The sequence below is a fragment of the Lichenihabitans sp. PAMC28606 genome (genome assembly GCF_020616535.1).
Classification (GTDB): domain Bacteria; phylum Pseudomonadota; class Alphaproteobacteria; order Rhizobiales; family Beijerinckiaceae; genus Lichenihabitans; species Lichenihabitans psoromatis.
In genome coordinates this window covers 3,241,793-3,261,108 of the sequence record NZ_CP085136.1, presented here as the reverse complement: position 1 = coordinate 3,261,108, position 19,316 = coordinate 3,241,793, and the positions used below count along the sequence as shown (strand labels likewise).

General features: G+C 63.9%; 20 protein-coding genes. 2 read left to right on the top strand and 18 right to left on the bottom strand.

Annotation, left to right across the window (positions count from 1 at the left end; all coding sequences use genetic code 11):
• Positions 1–23: 23 nt before the first annotated feature.
• From LGH83_RS15385 to LGH83_RS15330, 12 genes are all read right to left on the bottom strand, one after another.
• Positions 24–968 (bottom strand): aminotransferase class IV, encoded by a 945-nt coding sequence (locus LGH83_RS15385; RefSeq protein WP_227399411.1) that lies wholly within the window; start codon positions 966–968, stop codon positions 24–26.
• A 5-nt stretch (positions 969–973) separates the two neighbouring features.
• Positions 974–2,047: a branched-chain amino acid ABC transporter permease gene (locus tag LGH83_RS15380; protein ID WP_227399410.1), complete on the bottom strand. Its 1,074-nt coding sequence runs from the start codon at positions 2,045–2,047 to the stop codon at positions 974–976.
• A gap of 13 nt (positions 2,048–2,060) precedes the next feature.
• Positions 2,061–2,975, bottom strand: coding sequence for a branched-chain amino acid ABC transporter permease (locus tag LGH83_RS15375; protein WP_131113494.1), 915 nt, complete (start codon positions 2,973–2,975; stop codon positions 2,061–2,063).
• Positions 2,972–3,718 (bottom strand): ABC transporter ATP-binding protein, encoded by a 747-nt coding sequence (locus LGH83_RS15370; RefSeq protein ID WP_227399409.1) that lies wholly within the window; start codon positions 3,716–3,718, stop codon positions 2,972–2,974. The genes LGH83_RS15375 and LGH83_RS15370 overlap by 4 nt, the downstream gene beginning before the upstream one ends.
• Positions 3,718–4,494: an ABC transporter ATP-binding protein gene (locus LGH83_RS15365; protein WP_227399408.1), complete on the bottom strand. Its 777-nt coding sequence runs from the start codon at positions 4,492–4,494 to the stop codon at positions 3,718–3,720. The genes LGH83_RS15370 and LGH83_RS15365 overlap by 1 nt, the downstream gene beginning before the upstream one ends.
• A 96-nt stretch (positions 4,495–4,590) precedes the next feature.
• Positions 4,591–5,793, bottom strand: coding sequence for an ABC transporter substrate-binding protein (locus LGH83_RS15360; protein ID WP_227399407.1), 1,203 nt, complete (start codon positions 5,791–5,793; stop codon positions 4,591–4,593).
• A 344-nt stretch (positions 5,794–6,137) separates the two neighbouring features.
• A complete protein-coding gene (locus tag LGH83_RS19995) occupies positions 6,138–6,827 on the bottom strand; it encodes a GntR family transcriptional regulator (RefSeq protein ID WP_413771157.1) in 690 nt (229 codons plus the stop codon).
• A 474-nt stretch (positions 6,828–7,301) separates the two neighbouring features.
• Positions 7,302–8,282: a biotin-dependent carboxyltransferase family protein gene (locus tag LGH83_RS15350; protein ID WP_227399405.1), complete on the bottom strand. Its 981-nt coding sequence runs from the start codon at positions 8,280–8,282 to the stop codon at positions 7,302–7,304.
• The gene (locus LGH83_RS15345; RefSeq protein WP_227399404.1) at positions 8,272–9,147 is read right to left on the bottom strand and encodes a 5-oxoprolinase subunit B family protein; all 876 of its coding nucleotides are present in this window, start codon (positions 9,145–9,147) and stop codon (positions 8,272–8,274) included. Before LGH83_RS15345 ends, LGH83_RS15350 begins: the two co-directional genes overlap by 11 nt.
• Positions 9,144–10,532: an acetyl-CoA carboxylase biotin carboxylase subunit gene (locus LGH83_RS15340; RefSeq protein ID WP_227399403.1), complete on the bottom strand. Its 1,389-nt coding sequence runs from the start codon at positions 10,530–10,532 to the stop codon at positions 9,144–9,146. Before LGH83_RS15340 ends, LGH83_RS15345 begins: the two co-directional genes overlap by 4 nt.
• A gap of 5 nt (positions 10,533–10,537) precedes the next feature.
• The gene (locus tag LGH83_RS15335) at positions 10,538–10,780 is read right to left on the bottom strand and encodes an acetyl-CoA carboxylase (protein WP_227399402.1); all 243 of its coding nucleotides are present in this window, start codon (positions 10,778–10,780) and stop codon (positions 10,538–10,540) included.
• A gap of 25 nt (positions 10,781–10,805) precedes the next feature.
• Positions 10,806–11,369, bottom strand: a complete 564-nt coding sequence (locus LGH83_RS15330; protein ID WP_227399401.1) for a biotin transporter BioY — start codon at positions 11,367–11,369, stop codon at positions 10,806–10,808.
• Positions 11,370–11,494: 125 nt separating this feature from the next.
• Between LGH83_RS15330 and LGH83_RS15325 the strand changes: the two genes are divergently transcribed.
• Positions 11,495–12,418, top strand: coding sequence for a LysR family transcriptional regulator (locus tag LGH83_RS15325; protein ID WP_227399400.1), 924 nt, complete (start codon positions 11,495–11,497; stop codon positions 12,416–12,418).
• Between the two features lie 104 nt (positions 12,419–12,522).
• Complete coding sequence (gene pxpA / locus LGH83_RS15320; protein WP_131113505.1) at positions 12,523–13,248, top strand: 5-oxoprolinase subunit PxpA; 726 nt, start codon at positions 12,523–12,525, stop codon at positions 13,246–13,248.
• 34 nt (positions 13,249–13,282) lie between these two features.
• On the opposite strand, the gene LGH83_RS15315 is transcribed toward pxpA, so the two are convergent.
• From LGH83_RS15315 to LGH83_RS15290, 6 genes are read right to left on the bottom strand one after another with little or no spacing between them, the layout of a single operon-like run.
• Positions 13,283–14,515: an ABC transporter substrate-binding protein gene (locus LGH83_RS15315; RefSeq protein ID WP_227399399.1), complete on the bottom strand. Its 1,233-nt coding sequence runs from the start codon at positions 14,513–14,515 to the stop codon at positions 13,283–13,285.
• Positions 14,516–14,519: 4 nt separating this feature from the next.
• Positions 14,520–15,545, bottom strand: coding sequence for a CobW family GTP-binding protein (locus LGH83_RS15310; protein ID WP_227399398.1), 1,026 nt, complete (start codon positions 15,543–15,545; stop codon positions 14,520–14,522).
• Positions 15,542–15,868, bottom strand: a complete 327-nt coding sequence (locus tag LGH83_RS15305) for a hypothetical protein (RefSeq protein ID WP_131113508.1) — start codon at positions 15,866–15,868, stop codon at positions 15,542–15,544. The genes LGH83_RS15310 and LGH83_RS15305 overlap by 4 nt, the downstream gene beginning before the upstream one ends.
• Before the next feature lie 6 nt (positions 15,869–15,874).
• On the bottom strand, positions 15,875–16,756 hold the full coding sequence (locus LGH83_RS15300; protein WP_131113509.1) for a polysaccharide deacetylase family protein: 882 nt from the start codon (positions 16,754–16,756) through the stop codon (positions 15,875–15,877).
• 48 nt (positions 16,757–16,804) lie between these two features.
• Positions 16,805–18,181: an amidase gene (locus LGH83_RS15295; RefSeq protein ID WP_227399397.1), complete on the bottom strand. Its 1,377-nt coding sequence runs from the start codon at positions 18,179–18,181 to the stop codon at positions 16,805–16,807.
• Positions 18,182–18,198: 17 nt separating this feature from the next.
• A complete protein-coding gene (locus LGH83_RS15290; protein WP_227399396.1) occupies positions 18,199–19,302 on the bottom strand; it encodes an ABC transporter ATP-binding protein in 1,104 nt (367 codons plus the stop codon).
• Positions 19,303–19,316: the final 14 nt, after the last annotated feature.

The following is a 19,316-nucleotide window of genomic DNA, read 5'->3' as shown; positions in this document are numbered from 1 at the left end:
AGGCGTTGCTCCCCTTGGTCCCATCAATCTGCGGCGGAATAATCGACCGGCGTGCCGTGCCAGCCCTCGGCCCGACGCGACCAGAAGCGCTCACGCAAGCCCGTCGAGATTGGGCCAGGCCGGTCGTTGCCCATGATGCAGCCATCGATACGTGCCGCCGGCATGATGCCGCCCGCCGTCGTCGACAGGAAGATCTCGTCCGCATCGCGCGCCTCGGCGGCCGACACACGTCGGGCTTCCCAGGGCAGGTCCATCTCGTCGCAGAGATCGAAGACGGAGCGGCGCGTGATGCCTTCAAGAACGCCGGCATCCGGCGTCACCACTCGTCCGTCGATCACGAAAAAGACGTTGAAGCCTGGGCCTTCTGTGACATTGCCGTCGCGATCGAGCAGGAGACAGAAGTCGGCATCCCGATCAGAGGCTTCGAATTGCCCGCGCGTCAGATCGGCCCAATGGAAATTCTTGGCGGTCGGGTCGACCGAATCCGGAGGAATCCGCAGCGTTTCGGCGATCACAAGATGGGCGCCGCGCTCCTGCACGGCGGGGGCCATGACCCAGACCCAGGGAATCGCAAAGGCCGCGATGTAGTTGCGGGCATAGATCGGGTGATAGGGCATGCCGGGCCCGGGCCGGCCCCGCAAGCAGTCCATCGCCACATAGGCGTTCCGCAGACCGCTCAGCGCGACGCAGCGATGCAGAACCGCTCTGATATCGGCATCACTCTCGCCCGGGCTGAACCGGAATTTGTCCATGGAGGCGCGGAAGCGGGCGAGATGCTCGTCGAGACGGAAAAACCGACCGTCCCAGACGCCGACCACGTCATAGGTCACGTCTGATCGGCGATAGCCCCAATCGGTGATCGGGATCGCGGCTTCACCGATCGGCATGTAGCGGCCATCGATATAGGCGGCACCGGCAGCAAACGGATTGTCGGTCGGCGGGGCTTCGGCGGGGAGGAGCTCGCTCATGGCACTCATCTCGCGTTGAGAGTGTTGGGATCGCTGGTCAGCAACACGGCCCCGTCGGTGGCCTTGGCCGGCCCGGACCGGAGAACCACCAGTTCCCGACCGCGGCTGAGCCCGTTCGGTCGGAAGATCAGGATGACGGCGAGTAGAATGCCGAGGCCGAGTTCCTGGCTGCCGGCCGGAAGCGCCAACGTGGTTCCGCCGACGGGGATGCCGCGCTCGAAGACACGCAGCACCTGGACGATCGCGGTCACAACCACGACGCCGAGAACCGAGCCGGTGAGGCTCGACATGCCGCCGACCACCAGCATCGCGATCGTGATGAAGGAGAGGCCGAGATAGAACGGATCGACCGTGAGGATACCGAGGAACTGGGCATAGAGGCCGCCGCCCGCACCGACCAGCGCGGCGCTGAGCACGAAGGCTGCCAGCCGCATTCGGATCGTGTGAACCGCCGACGCGCGCGCCGCGACATCATCTTCGCGCGAGGCCCGGAGCAGCAGGCCGAAGCGCGAAATCTGGAACAGATAGGCCGCGAGGATTGCGGCGGCCGCGAACCAGAAGGCGGTCCAGGGGCCGACCACGGTCGGAATGCCGATGATCGAACTGACGCCGGCCGTCACCGAGTCCCAGTTCGAATAGACGCTATTGACGATGATCAGGAACGCGAAGGTCGCGATAGAGGCCGCCGTGCCGGCGAGCCGCATGATCGCGAGGCCGAACAAGGCCGCCACCAGCGCCGGCAGGATGATGGCGCCCGCCATGGCGACCGGGAACGGGAATTGGTTGTCCTGCAAAAGGCTAGGGAGCCCTTGCAGCATGATGCCCTTGAAGCTCGGCTCCGCCGTCGCCCAGGCGGCCGCATAGGCGCCGATACACATGAAACCGATGTGACCGAACGAGATGATGCCCGAATTGCCGATGAAGACATAAAGCCCGACCACGACGGTGACGCGGATCAGCATTTCGGTCAGCGTGACCTGAATGTCGTCGGCACCGATGACCGCCGTGAGAGCGGCGATCACGGCCAGGGCGACGATCAGCAGAACCGGCGTTTGATGGCGAGCGAGAAATTGGCGCATATCCGGGTCTCGCCTACACGCGTTCGATGATGTTGCGGGCCGGGATCAACCCGCTCGGTCGCACCAGCAAAACCAGAATCACGAACGCGAACGCGAAGGCGTCGCGGAAGGCTCGAAGCTCTGGCGGCAGATAGGCCTGCAGCATGGTCAGCACGATGCCGATCAGGAAACCGCCCGCGACGGCGCCGACGAGATTTCCCATGCCGCCGATCACCACAGCCACGAAAGCGAAGAGCGCGAGCGGCACCCCCATCGTATTGGTGAGCGAACCGGATTGCGTGATGGTGAGCAGCGACACGGCCGCCGCCAGAATACCGCTGATCGCGAAGGCGAGGCCGATCACCACATTGCCGCGCACGCCGAGATATTGAGCCGTTTTGAAATCTTCGGCCGCGGCCCGCATCTGCACCCCATAGGATGTGCGCTTGAGGAACAGGCTCAAGCCCACCATCAGAACCAGCGTGACCGTGAGCGTGATAAGCTGCAGCATCGGGATCCGCAGGTCGCCGATCATCACTTGCGTGTTCGCGCCGCTCCAGAAGTCGACCGCCTTGGGACGCGCGCCGTAGGCGATCAGGATGCCGTTCTGGATGATGTAGCTGACCGCAAAGGAGGCGATCATCAGGGTCGGGGACGAGGCCCGCCGCAGCGGGCGAAACACGAGCGCCTCGGTCAGCAGGGCTGCCGCGACCACGATGACCGCGATGGCGGGAATCACCGCAAGGGGTGTCCAACCGCCGATGAGGAGATGCGCGGTCACATCGGCCGAGGGAACGATCAGCGCGTAACAGCCGATCGTGATCATATCGCCATGGGCGAAGTTGATCAGCCGCAGAATGCCGAACAGCAGCCCGATGCCAAGCGCCACGAGCGCATAGATGCTGCCGAGCGCCACCGCGTCGATGAGGTTTTGGATGAATTGGATCATGCCGCAGTCTCCGTCGTCTGCGACGCCCCGAAGCCGAAATAGGCATGTTTGATGGCTTCGCCGTCGCGCAGATCGGCAGCGCGCCCGTCGAGCTGCACCTGGCCCCCGCGCAGCACATAGATCCGATCGGCATGTTTCAGGATGCGGGTCGAACTCTGCTCGTTGATCAGCAGCGTCAGGTTCTCGCGCTTGCGGAGATCGAGCAGCGTCTCGTAGATCTGGTCGACGATCAGGGGCGCAAGACCGAGCGAGGGTTCGTCGACCAGCAACAGCCTCGGCCGCGTCATCACGGCGCGGGCGACCGCCAGCATCTGCTGCTCGCCCCCCGACAGGCGGCCGGCCGGATAGGTCAAACGCTCCCGCAGCCGCGGAAAGATCATCAGAAGCCGCTCCATGTCGTCGAGCGCCTCGCGGCGATTGCCCCGCATATAGCCGCCGATCCGGAGGTTCTCCTCGACCGTCAGGGTGCCGAAGATATGCCGGCCCTCTGGCACCAGCGACACGCGGCGCCGCGCGATATATTCCGGCCGACGACCGACGACGCTCTCGCCATCGAAGCGGATCTCGCCCGCCGACGGTGCCACGCCACCCGCGATCGCCGCCAGGGCCGTCGACTTACCCGCGCCGTTCGGGCCGATGATGCAGACGACCTCGCCTTCGTTCACCCGGAGCGAGATGCCCCGCAGGGCGGCCAGATCGCCATAACGGACGTGGAGCCCATCGACTTCCAGCAGAGCCGACATCAGGCCTCCATCCCGAGATAGGCCGCCATCACGGCCGCGTCTCGCTGAATTTCGGCGGGCGTTCCTTCGGCGAGCGTGCGACCGCCGTCGAGCACGTGGATTCGATCCGAAATGCCCATCACGACCCGCATGTTGTGTTCGATCAGCAGCACCCCGCAGGTGAAGGTTTTCGGAATGGCCGCGACCAGCACCATCAGGTCTTCGCATTCGGCATCCGACATGCCGGCGGCCGGCTCATCGAGGAGCACGAAGGCCGGCGATAGGACCATGGCGCGGGCGATCGATAGCCGGCGCTGGTCCGTGTAGGGGAGCGCCCCCGCCGATACATTTGCTTTATCGGGCAGGCCGACCCAGGCCAGCATCTCCTGCGCGTGGCTCGCGGCGGCCCGCCGACCAAGGCCGAGCCCGACGCCCGTGACCTCGACGTTTTCGAGCACCGACAGCTCCTTGAACAGCCGACCGGCCTGAAACGTGCGGGCGACGCCACGCTCGCGAAAACGGACCGCCGACCATCCCGCCGTGCTTTCGCGACCGAGGAGCACGCGGCCTTCGGTGGGTGCCTGGAAGCCCGTCAGGCAATTGACCAGCGTCGTCTTGCCGGCCCCGTTGGGGCCGATCAGACCAAAAACTTCGTGGCGCTGAACCGTGAGGCTGACGTCGGCGATCGCGGCCAAGCCCTGGAACCGGACGGCCAAACGGTCGGCCGTCAGTTCCGAGGCATTGGTGTCGCCTGGGTCGGCCTTCGACAATCTCGTCAGGGTCGCGATCTGGGTCATGGCTCTCGCGAAAGTGGATCAATGAGGGGGAGCGCGGCGATGCGGCAAGGTCTCCGCCGGCCCGTGCAGGCCGGCGGATTTGTGGTGTGAGCCGGCTCAGTTCCCTTTCAAGCGGTAGAGAACCGCATCGGGGATCGTGTCCTTGATGCGCCATTCCTCGCCGGGCGTTTCCTTGCTGTCCGCGTAGGACATCACGAACATCGGCATGTCGATCTGCACATGCAGCTTCGGCGTAAAGGTGCGTGGCCCGAGCACTGTCGGCGCATCCTTCAGCTTGTTCATCTCGGCCACCACGATGGCCGCATCGGTGGTCTTCGCCTCGGTCACGGCTTTGGCCCAGAGATCAAGGAACGCGTAGATCGGATAGGCATATTGCGTGGTCGGCGGCTTGCCGAACTTCTTCTCGAAGGCGGCCGAAATCTCGTTCACGGCGGGACGCGGGTCGTTGACCGCGAGGGCCTGCGATGGAAGGTAGAAATCCTTCAGGCCCGGCACCGAATTCAGCCAATACGTGCCATCCATCGCGGTCGCGCTGAAGATCGGCAGGGTAATGCCGGCGGCCCTCAGTTGGCGCACCGAGCTGGCAGCGCCGGGATTGGTCGAGCAGAGCATGATGTGATCGACGCCATCGTTGCGGATCGCTTCGCTCAACCGCGTGATCTGCGAGCTGATCGTGGGGTCGAGACCCTTGAACGTATCCTGCCCGACGACCGTGCCCTTGTCGTTCTTGAGCGACCAATTATAGCCGGCGCAGACCGACTTGTTATATTCGATCGTCTCGTCGACCAGCATATAACCCTTACGCAAGTTCTTCTTCTGGTAGCCCCAATCCGCCATGATGGCGCCTTCGAGCTGGCCGGCGTTGTTGGCCGTGAACGAATAGGGCCCGACCCCGACCACACCCGCCTTCGGATCCGACGCTCCCATGAAAACCGATATGATTTTGGCTTTCTGCGCCTGAAGCGCGGCCGGTGCGCCATAGTCGTAATCGGCCGACACGAGGAGCAGGTTGGCGCCCTGCTTGACGAGATCCTGGCCAACCTTCGCGCCCTCGACGCGGTCGGTCTTGGTATCGCCCGAGATCACCTTGATGGGCTGGCCGAGTAGCCCGCCTTTCGCGTTGGTTTGCTCGATCCACAATTGAGCCATTTTGGCGGCTTCGCCATCATAAGCCTCCATCCAGCCCGAGAAGGCCACCGCCATACCAATCGTCACCCCGTCGGCCGCTGACGCGTTGTGGACGCCGCCTAAGACGAAAACGCTGCAAGCCAGTCCCAGTATCGATGCTTTGATCTTCATCTCACCCTCCATGACAATTACGCGCCAGCGCCTTGCAGGCGAAGCCGATACGACGAGGCCGTCGCACGACACACTCCTCCGGCTCACGGACACGCTGTCGCGCCGCGTCGGCTTGAGCTTCAATTGACCTGATCGAGAAACAGAAGGCGCCTAGCTGGCGACGACTTCGGCTTCGAGTCTCGCAGTGCGTTCCGTTTCCCAGGAGACGCACCACGCGGAACAGTAACGAATTCCGTTCGACGTCACGGATTCGGCCTTATCGGCGAGCGATCCCTCGAAGATGAGGATCCCGCAATTGTGACACTTGATGTAGCTTTCGACATACATTCTGTTCTTTGCAAACTTCATTCCACCAACTCCTTTTGCTTGAGCGCGGGCGTTGATGGTCTTGCAGGTGGACGCGTCGTCGGCAGCAGCGCCGCGAAATCCGGATGCGCGAGGCTCACCTTTTTGTAGATGTCCCGAACGTCGGCCCAGGTCGACGCAATATGCCGCTCCATCGTGATCACGGCGGCATCCACATCACCCGACCGGAGCGCATCGACAATCGGAACATGAATCAGTGCCGATTCCATCAGACTCTCCTGTTCGAGGTCCACGCAGGCGATCAGCATCGACATTTCCGTTTCGATCCCGTCGTAGGCTCGAAGTGTTTGTCGGTTGTTCGACATCTCGCAGAGACGCCGATGAAACGTCAGGTCCCATTGCCGAACATCACCGACCCGGTGGCCTCCTGCCGCGGCGATCATCTCGCCCAAAATCGCTTCGAGATCAACGAGATCGGCCTTGCTGATGCGCGGCATGGCTTGTCTGATCGCAAAGGACTCGACGCAGGTACGGAACGAAAAAATATCCTCGACATCCTCACCCGCGAAGCGTCGGAGGCAGTGACCACGCCTCGGGAGAGCCACGAGATAGCCCCGTTCGGCCAATCCGGAGACGGCCTCGCGAATGGGATTGCGGCTGATGCCCAACCGCCGCGCCAAACTCGCTTCGTTGATCCGATCGCCCGGCCGCAAAAGCCCGGTCGTCATCATTTCGAGCAGATGACGTCGAACCTGATCGGATAGCGTCAGCGTCTCCGCGATTGGAGACCTCCCCTGAAGCGATCCGTGGTCGAGAGCCGTGATCACAGGTTGCCTTTTCGATTGCGCAAGAGACAGAATGACGTGCAGACTGTGGACAGATTAGTTTGCCCGTTGCGAACGTCAAGTCGAATTGATGCAGAAATATTGCTCTATAATATGCTTATTTGCTGATCAACCTGATTGATTCTTGTTATCGACCGATACGGCAAGATCACTTGCGACGAATCAAAGAAAAACACTACGAACGTTGCAAGTCTATAACCGCTTGACGAGCGGATCAGTCATGGCTCTGCCGCGCGTGGTTCAGCCGACACACCGCCGCCCAAGCGCGACGATGTCGTCCACGACAACATTAGCCCAAACCTCGTTGCCGCTCGGTCAAGACTTGAGCGACGCTTCGGGAGAGCCAAAAGGCGACGACTATACAAGACCGAGATGGTGCCGCACCGCCTCCAACACGCCCCCTCGCTCACGCCGCGCCGCGAGAGCCGCAGCCATGTCGACCGGCACAAATTGTATTTTGGAATGCGGCTGTAACTGCCCGATGAAATCCATATCGGCTGAGATCACAGTCCCGAGCATAAAATAGCCGCCACCCGAAACTGCATCGCGATGCAGCACGATCGGTTCGGTCCCGCCCGGCACCTGGATCGAGCCATAGGGATAGCAACTGTCGACGATGTTGCTTGGATCGGAGCCGGCGCCGAAGGGTGGCGTTCGCTCAACGAAGCTCAACGGCGCGCCACCGCGAAAGCGGTAGCCGATGCGATCGGCTTCCGGCGCGACCTTCCATGTGTCGGCGAAGAAGCGCTTGGACGCCTCCGGCGTGACGCGATGCTCATAGAGGCCAGGAAGCATCCGCAGGGTGGGGCTGGGCACGGCCCCACGCCGCAGATGCTCGGGAATCGATGCTCCCGGTGAAGGATTGCCTGCCGCTTCCCCCACGGCCACGTCATCGCCCGCCTTCAACGGACGCCCCTCGTAGCCGCCCAAGCCGCCAAGCGCATAGGTCGAGCGGCTCCCGAGCACCACCGGGACATCGATACCGCCCGACACCGCCAGATAAGCGCGCGCGCCGCGCTTCAGAAAATCGAACGACAGGACCTGCCCGGCCTCGATCGCGAAGCTCGTCCAGGTCGGTTGCGCGACCCCGTCGACCTTGGGCGGTAGTTCGGCGCCGGTCACGGCCAGGACCGCAGGCGTCGTGAACAGAAGTTCTGGCCCTAGGAACGTGCATTCGAGCGCGGCCGCCCCCTCCTCATTGCCGACCAACATGTTGGCACAACGCAAGGCGAAGCGGTCCAAAGCACCCGAGAGTGGGATGCCGACGTCGTAATAGCCGGGTCGGCCAAGATCCTGGACGGATGTCGCAAGGCCGGGTTTTTGAACCTTAATGGCCATGGAGCGCTCCATCGAGGGTCTGGTTATAGGCCGTCGGATTCGTGCTGAACTCCCGCAGGTCGAAGGTCACGGGACGGATCAGCGGATCGAAGCGGCCGGCGTCGACCTCCCGCACGGCTTGATCATAGCCCTCGCGATCGACCGGTTTGAACCGAACGATGTCGCCGGGTTTAAAGAACGTCATGGTCTCGCGAAGGTAGCCGATCTCCTGCTTCGGATCGTAGATCGGCATCGGCGTGATGCCGAACATCTGGTATCCGCCGGCGCCACGAACCGAATAGATGCAGCCGAAGCAGCCGCCATGGCCGACCGTCAATTTCGGAGTGTCGGTGCGTGGACGCAGGTATTTCGGCACTTCGATCTGCCGCTGGCGTTCCACCATCTGATACATGAACGGGAGCCCCGCCACGAACCCGACCATCGAGACGAACCAGGGCGATCCCGCATGGGCCGCGATGAAGTCGGGCACGCTGGCATAGCCGTTCAGCTTCGCGGCATAGTCGAGATCATCGCCGCCCGGTTCCTGATGCCGCTCGCGAAACCGCATCAGGGTCTCGTGGGTCCAGGGGTCGTTGTAGAAGACCGGTATTTCGACGATGCGGGTGGCCAGCACCGGCTCGGCTTGCCCGCTTGCAGCCTCAAGAGCCTTGATCTCGCGCATAAGGTCGTCGGGCGCGATGACGTCGGGGTTGAATTTGACCTGAAACGAGGCGTTTGCCGGGCAGATTTCTGTCACCCCGGCGATACGCGCTTCGCGGATGGCGTTGCAGAGGAACAAGCTCTTGAAGAAGGCGTCGAGCGACATGTCTTGATCGACCTCGACGAAAATATGCTCGTCGCCGCCGAATGAGTAGCGTGGGGTCATGACGTGACACCTCCTGCGGTTGATGGGCTGTCGATCGACGCGGTCGTGAGCCAGCCTTCGAGCCAGCCCGTATGGACGCGGCCGGCCAGGACATCGGGGTCGCGCGCCAGCGCGTCATGCAGCGGCGCCGTCGTGGTGATGCCCTCGACCCTGAGTTCGCCGAGGGCACGGCGAAGACGCAGGATCGCGCCGTCGCGGGTGTCGTCCCACACCACCAGCTTGCCCAGCAGCGAGTCGTAGAACGGCGGAACCGTATAGCCTGCGTAGAGCATCGTATCGAAGCGGACGCCGAAGCCACCCGGCACCGTCAAGGCCGTCACGGTGCCGGGATCGGGTTGGAAATTCTTGGCGGCATCCTCGGCGTTGATCCGCACCTCGATCGCATGACCACGAAGCGCGACATCGGCTTGCGTGAGGCCAAGCGGTTCTCCGCCCGCGATACGGATCATGGCTTTAAGAAGATCGATGCCAGTCACCATCTCGGTTACCGGATGTTCGACTTGAATGCGGGTGTTCATCTCGATGAAGAAGAACTCGCGGCTGGCGTCGTCGTAGAGATATTCGAGCGTACCGGCGCCCCGATACTGGCAGGCTTCCGCCAGCCTGACCGCCGAGGCGCAGAGCTTTGCCCGGATGTCTGGCGGCAGGGCGGCGGCGGGCGCCTCCTCCCACACCTTCTGACGACGGCGCTGCAGGGAACATTCGCGCTCGTGCAGGTGGATGGCCGAGCGACCATCGCCGAGGATCTGCACCTCGACGTGACGGGCGCGGGCCACGAAACGCTCGAGATACAGGGAGCCGTCGCCGAAGGCGGCGCGGGCCTCCTGGCTGGCCTGCGGCAGCAGGGCTTCGAGCTCGTCCTGGTTCTGCGCGACGCGGATCCCGCGTCCACCGCCGCCGGCCGCTGCCTTGATCATCACCGGATAGCCGATCGCCTCGGCCAGCGCCGGCGCGCTCGCGAGATCGTCGAGAACACCATCGCTGCCGGGCACGACCGGCACACCCGCAGCCTTTGCGCTCGCGCGCGCCGCAGCCTTGTCGCCCATGGTCCGGATCGTCTCCGCCGTCGGCCCGATGAAAACGAGCCCGGCGGCTTCCACAGCCTCGGCGAAAGCGGCATTTTCGGCCAGGAACCCATAGCCGGGATGCACGGCATCGGCGCCTGTCGCAAGGGCGGCCTGCAGAATTGCGTCGATCTTCAGGTAGGACTTTGCCGGATGCGCCGGCCCGATCTCGACCGCTTCGTCGGCAAGCCGCACCGCGAGCATCTGCGCGTCGGCCTTGCTGTAGACCTGCACGGTCGCGATGCCGAGATCCTTCGCGGCCCTGATGATGCGGACCGCGATCTCGCCCCGGTTGGCCACCAAGATCTTCTTGAGCGCCATGCCGCTCAGGCCTCGATATCGAAGAGCGGTTCGCCCGCCATGACGGGATCTTCGTCGTCGACATGGAACTTGGCCACGACCCCGGCAATCTCGGCCGTGATGGTCGTGAAGGATTTCATGACCTCGACGAGGCCGATCGTGTCGCCGACCGCCACGGTGTCGCCCTCGGTCTTGAAAGGCGGTTGGTCCGGCGAAGGGCGACGATAGAAGGTTCCCGGAAGCGGGCACGGAACGGTGGTGATGGCCATGGAAGTCCTTCGATGGAGGGGCGGCTCAAGCGCGGCGGGCGCCGAACCAGAGTTGTGCGGCCGCCGTCAGCAGAGCGAGCTTCAGTGCCTCACCGAGCAAGAACGGGACCAGACCGACCGCGATAGCCCGGTCCCACCCGATCAGGACCGCGAGCCAAGCAACGCCGATCGCGAAGACGATGGCGTCGGCGGCCGCAAGGGCCGCCAGCGTGGAAACCGGCGTCGTCAGCCAGCCGCGCCGCGCCGCAAGGCCAGCGACCCCGGCGGCCGCGACATAACCGATGAGATAGCCGCCTGTCGGGCCGAGCAAGGTCGCGAGCCCGGCACCATGTGCGAACACCGGCAGCCCGGCCAAGCCTTCGAGCAGATAGGCCAGAACGGTCGCGACCCCGAGGATTGGGCCAAGCACCATGCCGAGGCCGAGAACCACCAAGGTCTGCAACGTGATCGGCACCGGCCAGAACGGAACGGCGACATGCGCCGCAAGGGCCAGAAGCGCCGAGCCGATCGCGATGGAAGCGAGCGCGCGGAGCGCTCCGATGGAAGTGGGCCGTGCGACCGCGACACGGATCTGAGACGACGACGACATGCGTGGCTTCCCCCCGAGACGATGGAACGGCACCGAACTTGCCACGCTGATCAGCCGTGTAAAATTGAAAAACTTGCGACAAGGCATCGACCTGATCGATATAGGACCTGGAGCCCTCGACGCCGATGAGTTTCTCACTCAAACAGATCCGCCACTTTCTCGCGGTCGCCGAGGCGCGGCAGATCAGCCGAGCCGCCGTTGAGCATAATATCTCGCAATCGGCACTGACGGCATCGATCCAGCAACTCGAAGCGATTTTGGGAGGTCCTCTGTTCGAACGGCGATCGAGCGGCGTGACCCTGACCCATGCGGGATCGCTGTTTTTGCCACTGGCCCGTAAGGTCATAGCGTCCTGCAGCGAGGCGCTCGCGGTGTCGGGCGATATTCCCCGTAAGGTTCAGGGCCGGCTCGACATCGCCGTCACCTATACGGTCGCGGGCTATTTCCTCACGCCGCTGCTGATCCGCTTTCGCCGCATCTTCCCGCATGTGGAGTTCACGATCCGGGAAGCCTCCCGCGCCGTCATCGAGGCAGACGTGATGGGCGGAAGCGGCGAGATCGCCATCCTGCTGACCTCCAACATCACGCCCGATCCGCGCCTCGCCTTCAAGACGCTGTTTCGATCCAACCGCAGCTTGTGGGCGCCGGCCGATCATCCCTTGCTCAAATGCGAACGGATCGGCCTCGCCGAGATTGCCGCCTACCCCTATGTGGCCCTGACGGTCGACGAAGCGCTGGACACCGCCTCGCGCTATTGGGAACAGACGCCGCACCGTCCGAATATCATGTTCAGGACGGCATCGGTCGAAGCCGTGCGATCGATGGTGGCGGCCGGCCTTGGCGTGACGATCCTGTCCGACATGGTCTATCGCCCCTGGTCGATCGAGGCACAGCGGATCGAGACCCGCGACATCGCGGACGCTGTGCCCACGATGGATGTGGGTGTTGTCTGGCGGAAAGATACGGCGGTGACACAGGCGGCTCGCGCCTTCGTCGATTTTATGCAAGGCGCCTTTCAATCGAGCGGGGAGACGGTTGGCTCGCCCTGACGATATCGATTGGTCCGATGGACAAGGGTTGACAATCCGATTTGACCTCCGCGTTGGACACGGCATCGTTGAGCCTCGCAACGAGGCGTTTGGAAGGACCGCAGATGGCCATTATTCTCAACTGCGATATGGGCGAGGCCTACGGACTGTTTCGGTGCGGCGACGACGAGGGCATCATGCCCCTGATCCATGTCGCCAACGTCGCCTGCGGCTTCCACGCGTCTGACCCGAGCGTGATGCGCCGCACCGTCCGCCTCGCCAAACAGCACGGCGTCAAAGTCGGGGCGCATCCCTCGTTCCCCGATCTTCAGGGCTTCGGGCGTCGCGAAATGAAGATGGGTCACGACGAACTGGTGGCGTGCCTCATCTATCAGATCGGCGCCTTGAAAACCTTCCTGGACCTCGAGGGCATGCCACTGAACCATGTGAAGCCGCACGGCGCGCTTTATGGAATGGCCAGCCGCGAGGCGGCGGTCGCCGATGCCATCGCCGAAGCCGTCGCGTTATTTGGGGTGCCGATCTTCGGCATGGCGGGCACGGCGCATGAACCCGCCTATCTGGCCAAGGGCTTGACCTTCGTTCCCGAATATTACACCGACCTCGACTATACCGACGAGGGCACGCTCATCATCACGCGGGAGCATGAGGCCAAGGACCCGACGGAAGCGGCACGCCGCGCCGTCCGTGTCGCACAGGATGGACTCGCGACCTCGATCAACGGGCGCAGTCTGCCCATGACGGCGGAGTGTTTCTGCATCCACTCCGACACGCCGACGGCCGTTCCGCTCGCCAAGGCGGTCCGCGAGGCGCTGCAACCCTGGCTCGCCTGACGATGCCGGAGCGGTCCCGGCCGCAGGCGATCCCTTATGTGAACCCATCGGCAAAATTCGACCAGCGCCGCGCCAGGTAATTATATTCGTCCATCGTCGTGTTCCACACGGCGATATGCTCGGCCCGTTGCCAATAGGGACCGCCAGGGCGCACCGCGCCTTTTGGGATCATCGGGCGTCCCTCGACGTCCGGGAGCGAGGCGGGCGCCGGCTGGCCCGCGTACCAATAGGCCCATTCGGCCGCCGGCATCGCGGCGCGGACGCGGCCCGGAACCGACATGTAGAAGCCCTGCCGCGCCAGAAGAGCGCCCGGCTTTCCATCGAGCCACCAGTTCAGATAGGCATAGGCGCTGTCGAGAAGATCGCCATCGAGGCGTGACGACAGGCAAAGGCCGGCGTGCCACGCGCGATATCCCTCGCGCGGTACGGCTTCGGCCAGGGTGCGGCCGGCCTGCTGCACGGCGGCGATGCCGGGCGACCACATACTGCCGATCCCGGCCTGTCCGGACATCATATCGCTCGCGGACTGGGCCGCGGTCCGCCAGAGGCCCGCAAAAAAGCCCTCCTTCTTGCGCGCCCAGAGCAGGCCCATAAGCCCGTCGATCTCGTCGATCGTCATATTGCCCATATCGCCAAAGCGGATGTCGCCGCGCGACTCGAACGCCATCGCGGCATCGAAGACGCCGATCCCCGGCTCGTCCACCAGAGCGAGACGGCCCCGGATCTCCGGATCAAACAACCAGCCCCAGCTTGCCTCATCGGCCCGTCGGTCGGGAAACAGATGCGGCAGGTAGGCAAAGGCATCGAGATTATGGACGGTCGGCAGCATGGAGATGCGCGAGGATGGCCGTTCGCCGAGCGACAGATCGGGTTGGACATAGAGAACCTTATTGGGGTTCTCCCCACGACCGAGCGAGGCGAGCGGGCTGATCCTGCCGCGTTTCGTCAGATCGCTGACCTCGCTCCACCGCTCGATGCGACCGAGGTCGATCGGCTGGATCGCGCGCCAAAACCAGACGATATCGAGATTGTGGAAACACTGATCGTAGATGTCATAGCTGTCAGGCTCGAGCGCCGCCTTCCGCTGCGCCGAGAGAAAATCAAGGCTTTCGAAGGAGAGCGAGATGCCGAGTTCGTCTTCGGCCATCCGGCGCAGCGGCTCGATCAGGGTGATCTCTGTCCCGAGCACACGAAGATGCGGCCGCGCGGCCTTTCCAGACGATCGCGGCGCGGCAAGACGGGGACGCGACCGATCGCGAAGCGGCATACGATCAGCCGGCCGACGAGAGAGCGAGCGGGTCGCGCAGGAGCCCGAAGGCAGCGAGCGACCGCTCGATCAGGCCAGGATCGAGCCCCCGCGTGATGAACACCAGCCGCGAGCGACGATCCGCGTCGGGCCATGCCGAGAGATGCGTTGGGACATGGACGAGTTGCTGCACGCCATGGATCGCGACCGGCGTATCGGCCCCCTCGACGTTGAGCAAGCCCTTGACCCGCAGAATGCGGCGACCGTGCCGGTTGAGCAGCATGGTCAGCCACAGACCGAACAGCGTCCAATCGAGCGGGCCGTCCACCACCAGCGAAACGGACGAGACGGCCTCTCCGTGAGCCGATCCGACGCCCGCGCGGCTCGGTGCGGCGACACAGCGAAAGCCGTCGATCGCCGCCGTAAGCGCGGGCCGCTCGCTCAGGATGGCTTCGGCATCCAGCGCGTCGGTGCGTGCCATCATCAACGGCGCATCCGGATTGATGACCCGAAGCGCAGCGACGACGGCCTCGATCCCTTCGGGGTCGCAAAGATCGGTCTTGGTCAGCACCAGGCGATCGGCCACGGCGGCCTGCGACACGCTCTCGGGCTGATGCGCCAGTTGATCGCGGCCGTTGACGGCATCGACCGTGGTGACGACGGCTCCCATGCGGAAATGGTGCTTCAGCACCGGGTCGGCCGTGATGGTGGCGATGACCGGAAGCGGGTCGGCCAGGCCGGTCGACTCGATCACGATACGCCTGAACGGCGGCACTTCGCCGCGCGCACGGCGCGAATGCAACGACTTGATCGCATCGGCGAGTTCCCCCCGGATCGTGCAGCAGAGGCAGCCGGACGACAGCATCACCATCGTGTCGTCGATGCGATCGAGAAGGTGGTGGTCGAGGCCGACCTCACCAAATTCGTTGATCAGCACGGCCGTGTCGGCCAAGGCGGGATCCTGCAACAGACGCGCCAGCAGGGTTGTCTTGCCGGAACCGAGAAAGCCCGTCAGCAGGATCACGGGCGTGAAATCGGGGATCTGGCTCACGCCTGCCGCTCCATCCGGTCCAGCAGCCCCGCGTCCAGCGGATCGACCGGACGGCCGAGAAGATGCTCGGCCGCCACCCAAAGATGGCTCAGGTTGTCGACGATCTCGGTCTTGCCGGTGCGGGTCGACAGCAGAAAAGCGCTGCCCTGCCAGTCCGACAGGCTCAAGCCGAAATGGCCGAGGATGCGATTGGCATGGCTGACGCGGCGAGCGCGCTCACGACGCCGCTCAAGCGGCCCCGTATTGCGGGTGAAAGCGCCGGGCCTCGCATAGGCATCGGCCCAATGCTCCGAACCGCCGAGAACACCGCAGAGCGCGCACATGAGGGCTTACTTTCCGCGCGGGACGCGCTTGGCATAGTCGTCCGCCATCTCGTCCATGGTCACGAATTTCACGCCCGGATGCGAGATCATATGCTGATAGAGACGCTCCAGCATCATGAGCACATGCGGCCGGCCCGACACATCCGGATGGATCGTGATCGGAAAGACCGCATAATCATATTCCCGATACACCCAATCGAACTGATCGCGCCACATCTGCTCGATGTCACGCGGGTTGACGAAGCCATGGCTGTTCGGTGCCTTTTTGATGAACATCATGGGCGGCAGATCATCGAGATACCAGCTCGCCGGGATCTCGATCAGGTCGGTTTCCTCGCCGCGCTTCAACGGCACCATCCAGTCGGACGGCTTCTTGGAATAATCGATCTTGGTCCAGCTATCGCCAACCCGCACCCGGTAGGGTTGGTGATCGTGGTGCATCAAGGAGTGATCGTATTTGATGCCGCGTTCGAGCAGCAACTCGTTGGTGACGGTCGAGAATTCCCACCAAGGGGCCACATAGCCGGTCGGGCGCTTGCCCGACAGCTTGGTGACGAGCTCGATACATTTGTCGAGAATTTCGGTTTCCTGCTCGCGCGTCATCGCGATCGGATTCTCATGGCTGTAGCCGTGGATGCCGATCTCGTGACCCGAATCCGCGACGGCCTGCATCTCCTTGGGGAAGGTCTCGATCGAATGGCCGGGGATGAACCAGGTCGTCTTGATGCCGAGCCGGTTGAACATCTTGAGCAGACGCGGGCTCCCGACCTCGCCGGCGAACAGGCCGCGCGAAATATCGTCCGGCGAATCTTCGCCGCCATAGGAGCCGAGCCAGCCCGCGACCGCATCCACGTCGATGCCGAAGCCGCAGAGAATTTCTTTTGCCATAGGGTTTCCTTCCTCAGGTTTATCGTGGACCGCCCGTGCCGGGAGGCCTCAGAGCGGGCTCGCGACGGGGCCGCGGATCAGGGCCTCCGCCGCAAGCCCGGTCGCCAGCAGATCGTCGTCGAATCCCGGCCCGCCCGACAGCAGACAGGCGGTCGGCAAGCCCTGGTGATCAAATCCCGACGGGATCGACAGACCGCACCAATCCAGGAAATTGCCCAGCAAGGTGTTGCGAAGCGTCTTGGTGTTGGTCGCGACGAAGAGATCGTCATCCGCCTCAAGCTCCGCGATGGGAGGCGCCACATGGGGGATCGTCGGAAATGCCACGAGCGTTTGGCCATCGAACAGGCTCAAGGTTTCGTCAATCAGCCGCGTGCGGGTTGCCCGGATCTCCTGCTCGGCAGCGGGCCCGATCGCCCGGCCGCTCAAGAGGCGCTTGACGACCCGGCGATCCATGCGGTTCGCAGCATCGCTCGCCAGCCGGTCCTTGTGAAGCCGATAGGCATCGACGGCCGCCAGCGGGCCATGGCTCGCGTTCAACGCCACGATCGCGTCCAGCACCGGCAGCGGACGCCGCACGATCGTCGCACCAGCAGCCGCCAGACGCTCGAGAGCCGCCTCGAAATTCTGCGCGACGTCCGGCTCCATCCCGTTCCACACGACGTTGGTCGGCACCACGAGCCTCAGACCCGCGATGCGGCCGCGACGAAGATCGGGCACCACCAAGCCCCGCGCCGCCGCATCGACGATGACCGCGTCGACGACCGTGCGGCAGAGCACGCCAGCCGTATCCAGAGTGAGAGACAGGGGAAAGCCGCCCGCCATGGGCCAGCGACCGCTCGAGGGTTTGAACCCGATCACGCCGTTATAGGCGGCCGGAATGCGGACCGAGCCGCCCGTATCGCTCCCGATCGCGATCGGCACGAGGCCCAGCGCGACGGCGACACCCGAGCCGGATGACGAGCCACCCGGGACGCGCGGCTCGTCCCGGCTCCATGGATTGATCGGCGTGCCATAATGCGGATTGAGGCCGAGCCCCGAATAGGCAAATTCGGTCATATTGACCTTACCGATCGTGACGGCTCCTGCTTCGGCAAGCCGCGTGACGAGGGCCGCATCCTGTGCTGCGGGACCCTCGTCGAGCACGACCGAACCGGCCCGCGTCACCTCGCCTTTCAGATCGAACAGGTCCTTCCAAGCGACCGGCACGCCGTCGAGCAGGCTGAGCGGACGTCCGTCACGATGGCGCGCTGCCGAAGCCGCGGCTTCCTCATTGGCCCTGAGGGGCGTCGTCACCGTGAAGACAGATCGATCCGTGCAGCCGTCGATCGCTTGCAGCGCCTGCTCGGCCGCTTCGACCGGATCGGGTCCACCGCCGGCAAAGGCCGCCGCGAATTGGAGGATGGATCGTCCGCGAAACGCCTCCATGTCTGCGCTCTCCTTCGTCATGCGGCGGCCGGGATGATCGTCGCCTTGGCTGCATCCCACGACACATGCACGGATGAGCCGGTCGGAAATCCCTGGCCATACCGCTCGACATGGCCTTCCAGCGCGACGGATTGGCCGCCTTCGATCGCGAGCAGGAAGCGGACGATCGGACCGACCATGTCACGACTTTCGATCGTCGCCTGCAGCACATTGCCCCGTTCGCTCTTTGAGACCGCAAGACCCGCGCTGACGGCGTTCATGGTGAACGCCTCCGCCGGCACCACGAGGGACGCCTGAGCGCCAGGCACCACTGGCTTGTTCATCACGCCTGAAAAACGACCGAATGTCGTCTGCACCTGGCCGCGACCGTTCTCGACGCCCTGTAGTGACCCGGACAGAATCGTGTTGCGACCGATGAACTGAGCCACGAAGCGGCTGCCCGGCCGGGTGTAGAGGTCGCGCGGGCTCGAGATCTGTTCGATGCGCCCATTGTTCATCACCACGATCCGATCCGACATGGTGAGCGCCTCGGACTGGGCATGCGTCACGAAAATAAAGGTGATGCCGAGGTTCACCTGCAGCAGTTTGAGTTCCGCCTGGATCGCTTTGCGAAGATTGGCGTCGAGCGCGCCGAGCGGCTCGTCGAGCAGCAGAATGTCGGGCTCGACCACGAGACCGCGCGCGAGCGCGATGCGCTGGCGCTGGCCGCCGGAGAGACGATCGGGTTTCTGATCCGCGATGTCGGTCAGGCCAAGGGTCGCAAGGATGCGCTCGACCTTGGCGTCGCGTTCGATGCGGGGCATGCCCTTGACGTCGAGCCCATAGCCGACGTTGCGGCGCACGGTCATATGCGGGAACAGCGCATAATTCTGGAAGATCATCGAGGTCGGCCGGCGTTCCGGCGGCAGATCGTTGATCCGTTTGCCCTTGATGAAAATGTCGCCCGAGGTGATCGTTTCGAAACCCGCGATCATCCGCAAGGTCGTGGTCTTGCCGCAGCCGGACGGGCCCAGAAAGGCGATGAACTCGCCCTTCTGGACATTAAGGTCGAAGTCGATCACAGCCGGCGACCCGTTATCGTAGGTCTTCCCGACTCCGATCAATTCCACGTCATAGGTCACGGCCGCTGTCCCTT

Bases quoted from the DNA above. Each gene is read 5' to 3' on its own strand.
- LGH83_RS15350 (WP_227399405.1), bottom strand. From the start codon at position 8,282: ATGGCCATTAAGGTTCAAAAACCCGGCCTTGCGACATCCGTCCAGGAT.
- LGH83_RS15360 (WP_227399407.1), bottom strand. From the start codon at position 5,793: ATGAAGATCAAAGCATCGATACTGGGACTGGCTTGCAGCGTTTTCGTC.
- LGH83_RS15365 (WP_227399408.1), bottom strand. From the start codon at position 4,494: ATGACCCAGATCGCGACCCTGACGAGATTGTCGAAGGCCGACCCAGGC.
- LGH83_RS15315 (WP_227399399.1), bottom strand. From the start codon at position 14,515: ATGCCGCTTCGCGATCGGTCGCGTCCCCGTCTTGCCGCGCCGCGATCG.
- pxpA (WP_131113505.1), top strand. From the start codon at position 12,523: ATGGCCATTATTCTCAACTGCGATATGGGCGAGGCCTACGGACTGTTT.
- LGH83_RS15335 (WP_227399402.1), bottom strand. From the start codon at position 10,780: ATGGCCATCACCACCGTTCCGTGCCCGCTTCCGGGAACCTTCTATCGT.
- LGH83_RS15330 (WP_227399401.1), bottom strand. From the start codon at position 11,369: ATGTCGTCGTCGTCTCAGATCCGTGTCGCGGTCGCACGGCCCACTTCC.
- LGH83_RS15385 (WP_227399411.1), bottom strand. From the start codon at position 968: ATGAGCGAGCTCCTCCCCGCCGAAGCCCCGCCGACCGACAATCCGTTT.
- LGH83_RS15375 (WP_131113494.1), bottom strand. From the start codon at position 2,975: ATGATCCAATTCATCCAAAACCTCATCGACGCGGTGGCGCTCGGCAGC.
- LGH83_RS15340 (WP_227399403.1), bottom strand. From the start codon at position 10,532: ATGGCGCTCAAGAAGATCTTGGTGGCCAACCGGGGCGAGATCGCGGTC.
- LGH83_RS15370 (WP_227399409.1), bottom strand. From the start codon at position 3,718: ATGTCGGCTCTGCTGGAAGTCGATGGGCTCCACGTCCGTTATGGCGAT.
- LGH83_RS15295 (WP_227399397.1), bottom strand. From the start codon at position 18,181: ATGGAGGCGTTTCGCGGACGATCCATCCTCCAATTCGCGGCGGCCTTT.
- LGH83_RS15300 (WP_131113509.1), bottom strand. From the start codon at position 16,756: ATGGCAAAAGAAATTCTCTGCGGCTTCGGCATCGACGTGGATGCGGTC.
- LGH83_RS15305 (WP_131113508.1), bottom strand. From the start codon at position 15,868: ATGTGCGCGCTCTGCGGTGTTCTCGGCGGTTCGGAGCATTGGGCCGAT.
- LGH83_RS15380 (WP_227399410.1), bottom strand. From the start codon at position 2,047: ATGCGCCAATTTCTCGCTCGCCATCAAACGCCGGTTCTGCTGATCGTC.
- LGH83_RS15345 (WP_227399404.1), bottom strand. From the start codon at position 9,147: ATGACCCCACGCTACTCATTCGGCGGCGACGAGCATATTTTCGTCGAG.
- LGH83_RS15325 (WP_227399400.1), top strand. From the start codon at position 11,495: ATGAGTTTCTCACTCAAACAGATCCGCCACTTTCTCGCGGTCGCCGAG.
- LGH83_RS19995 (WP_413771157.1), bottom strand. From the start codon at position 6,827: ATGACGACCGGGCTTTTGCGGCCGGGCGATCGGATCAACGAAGCGAGT.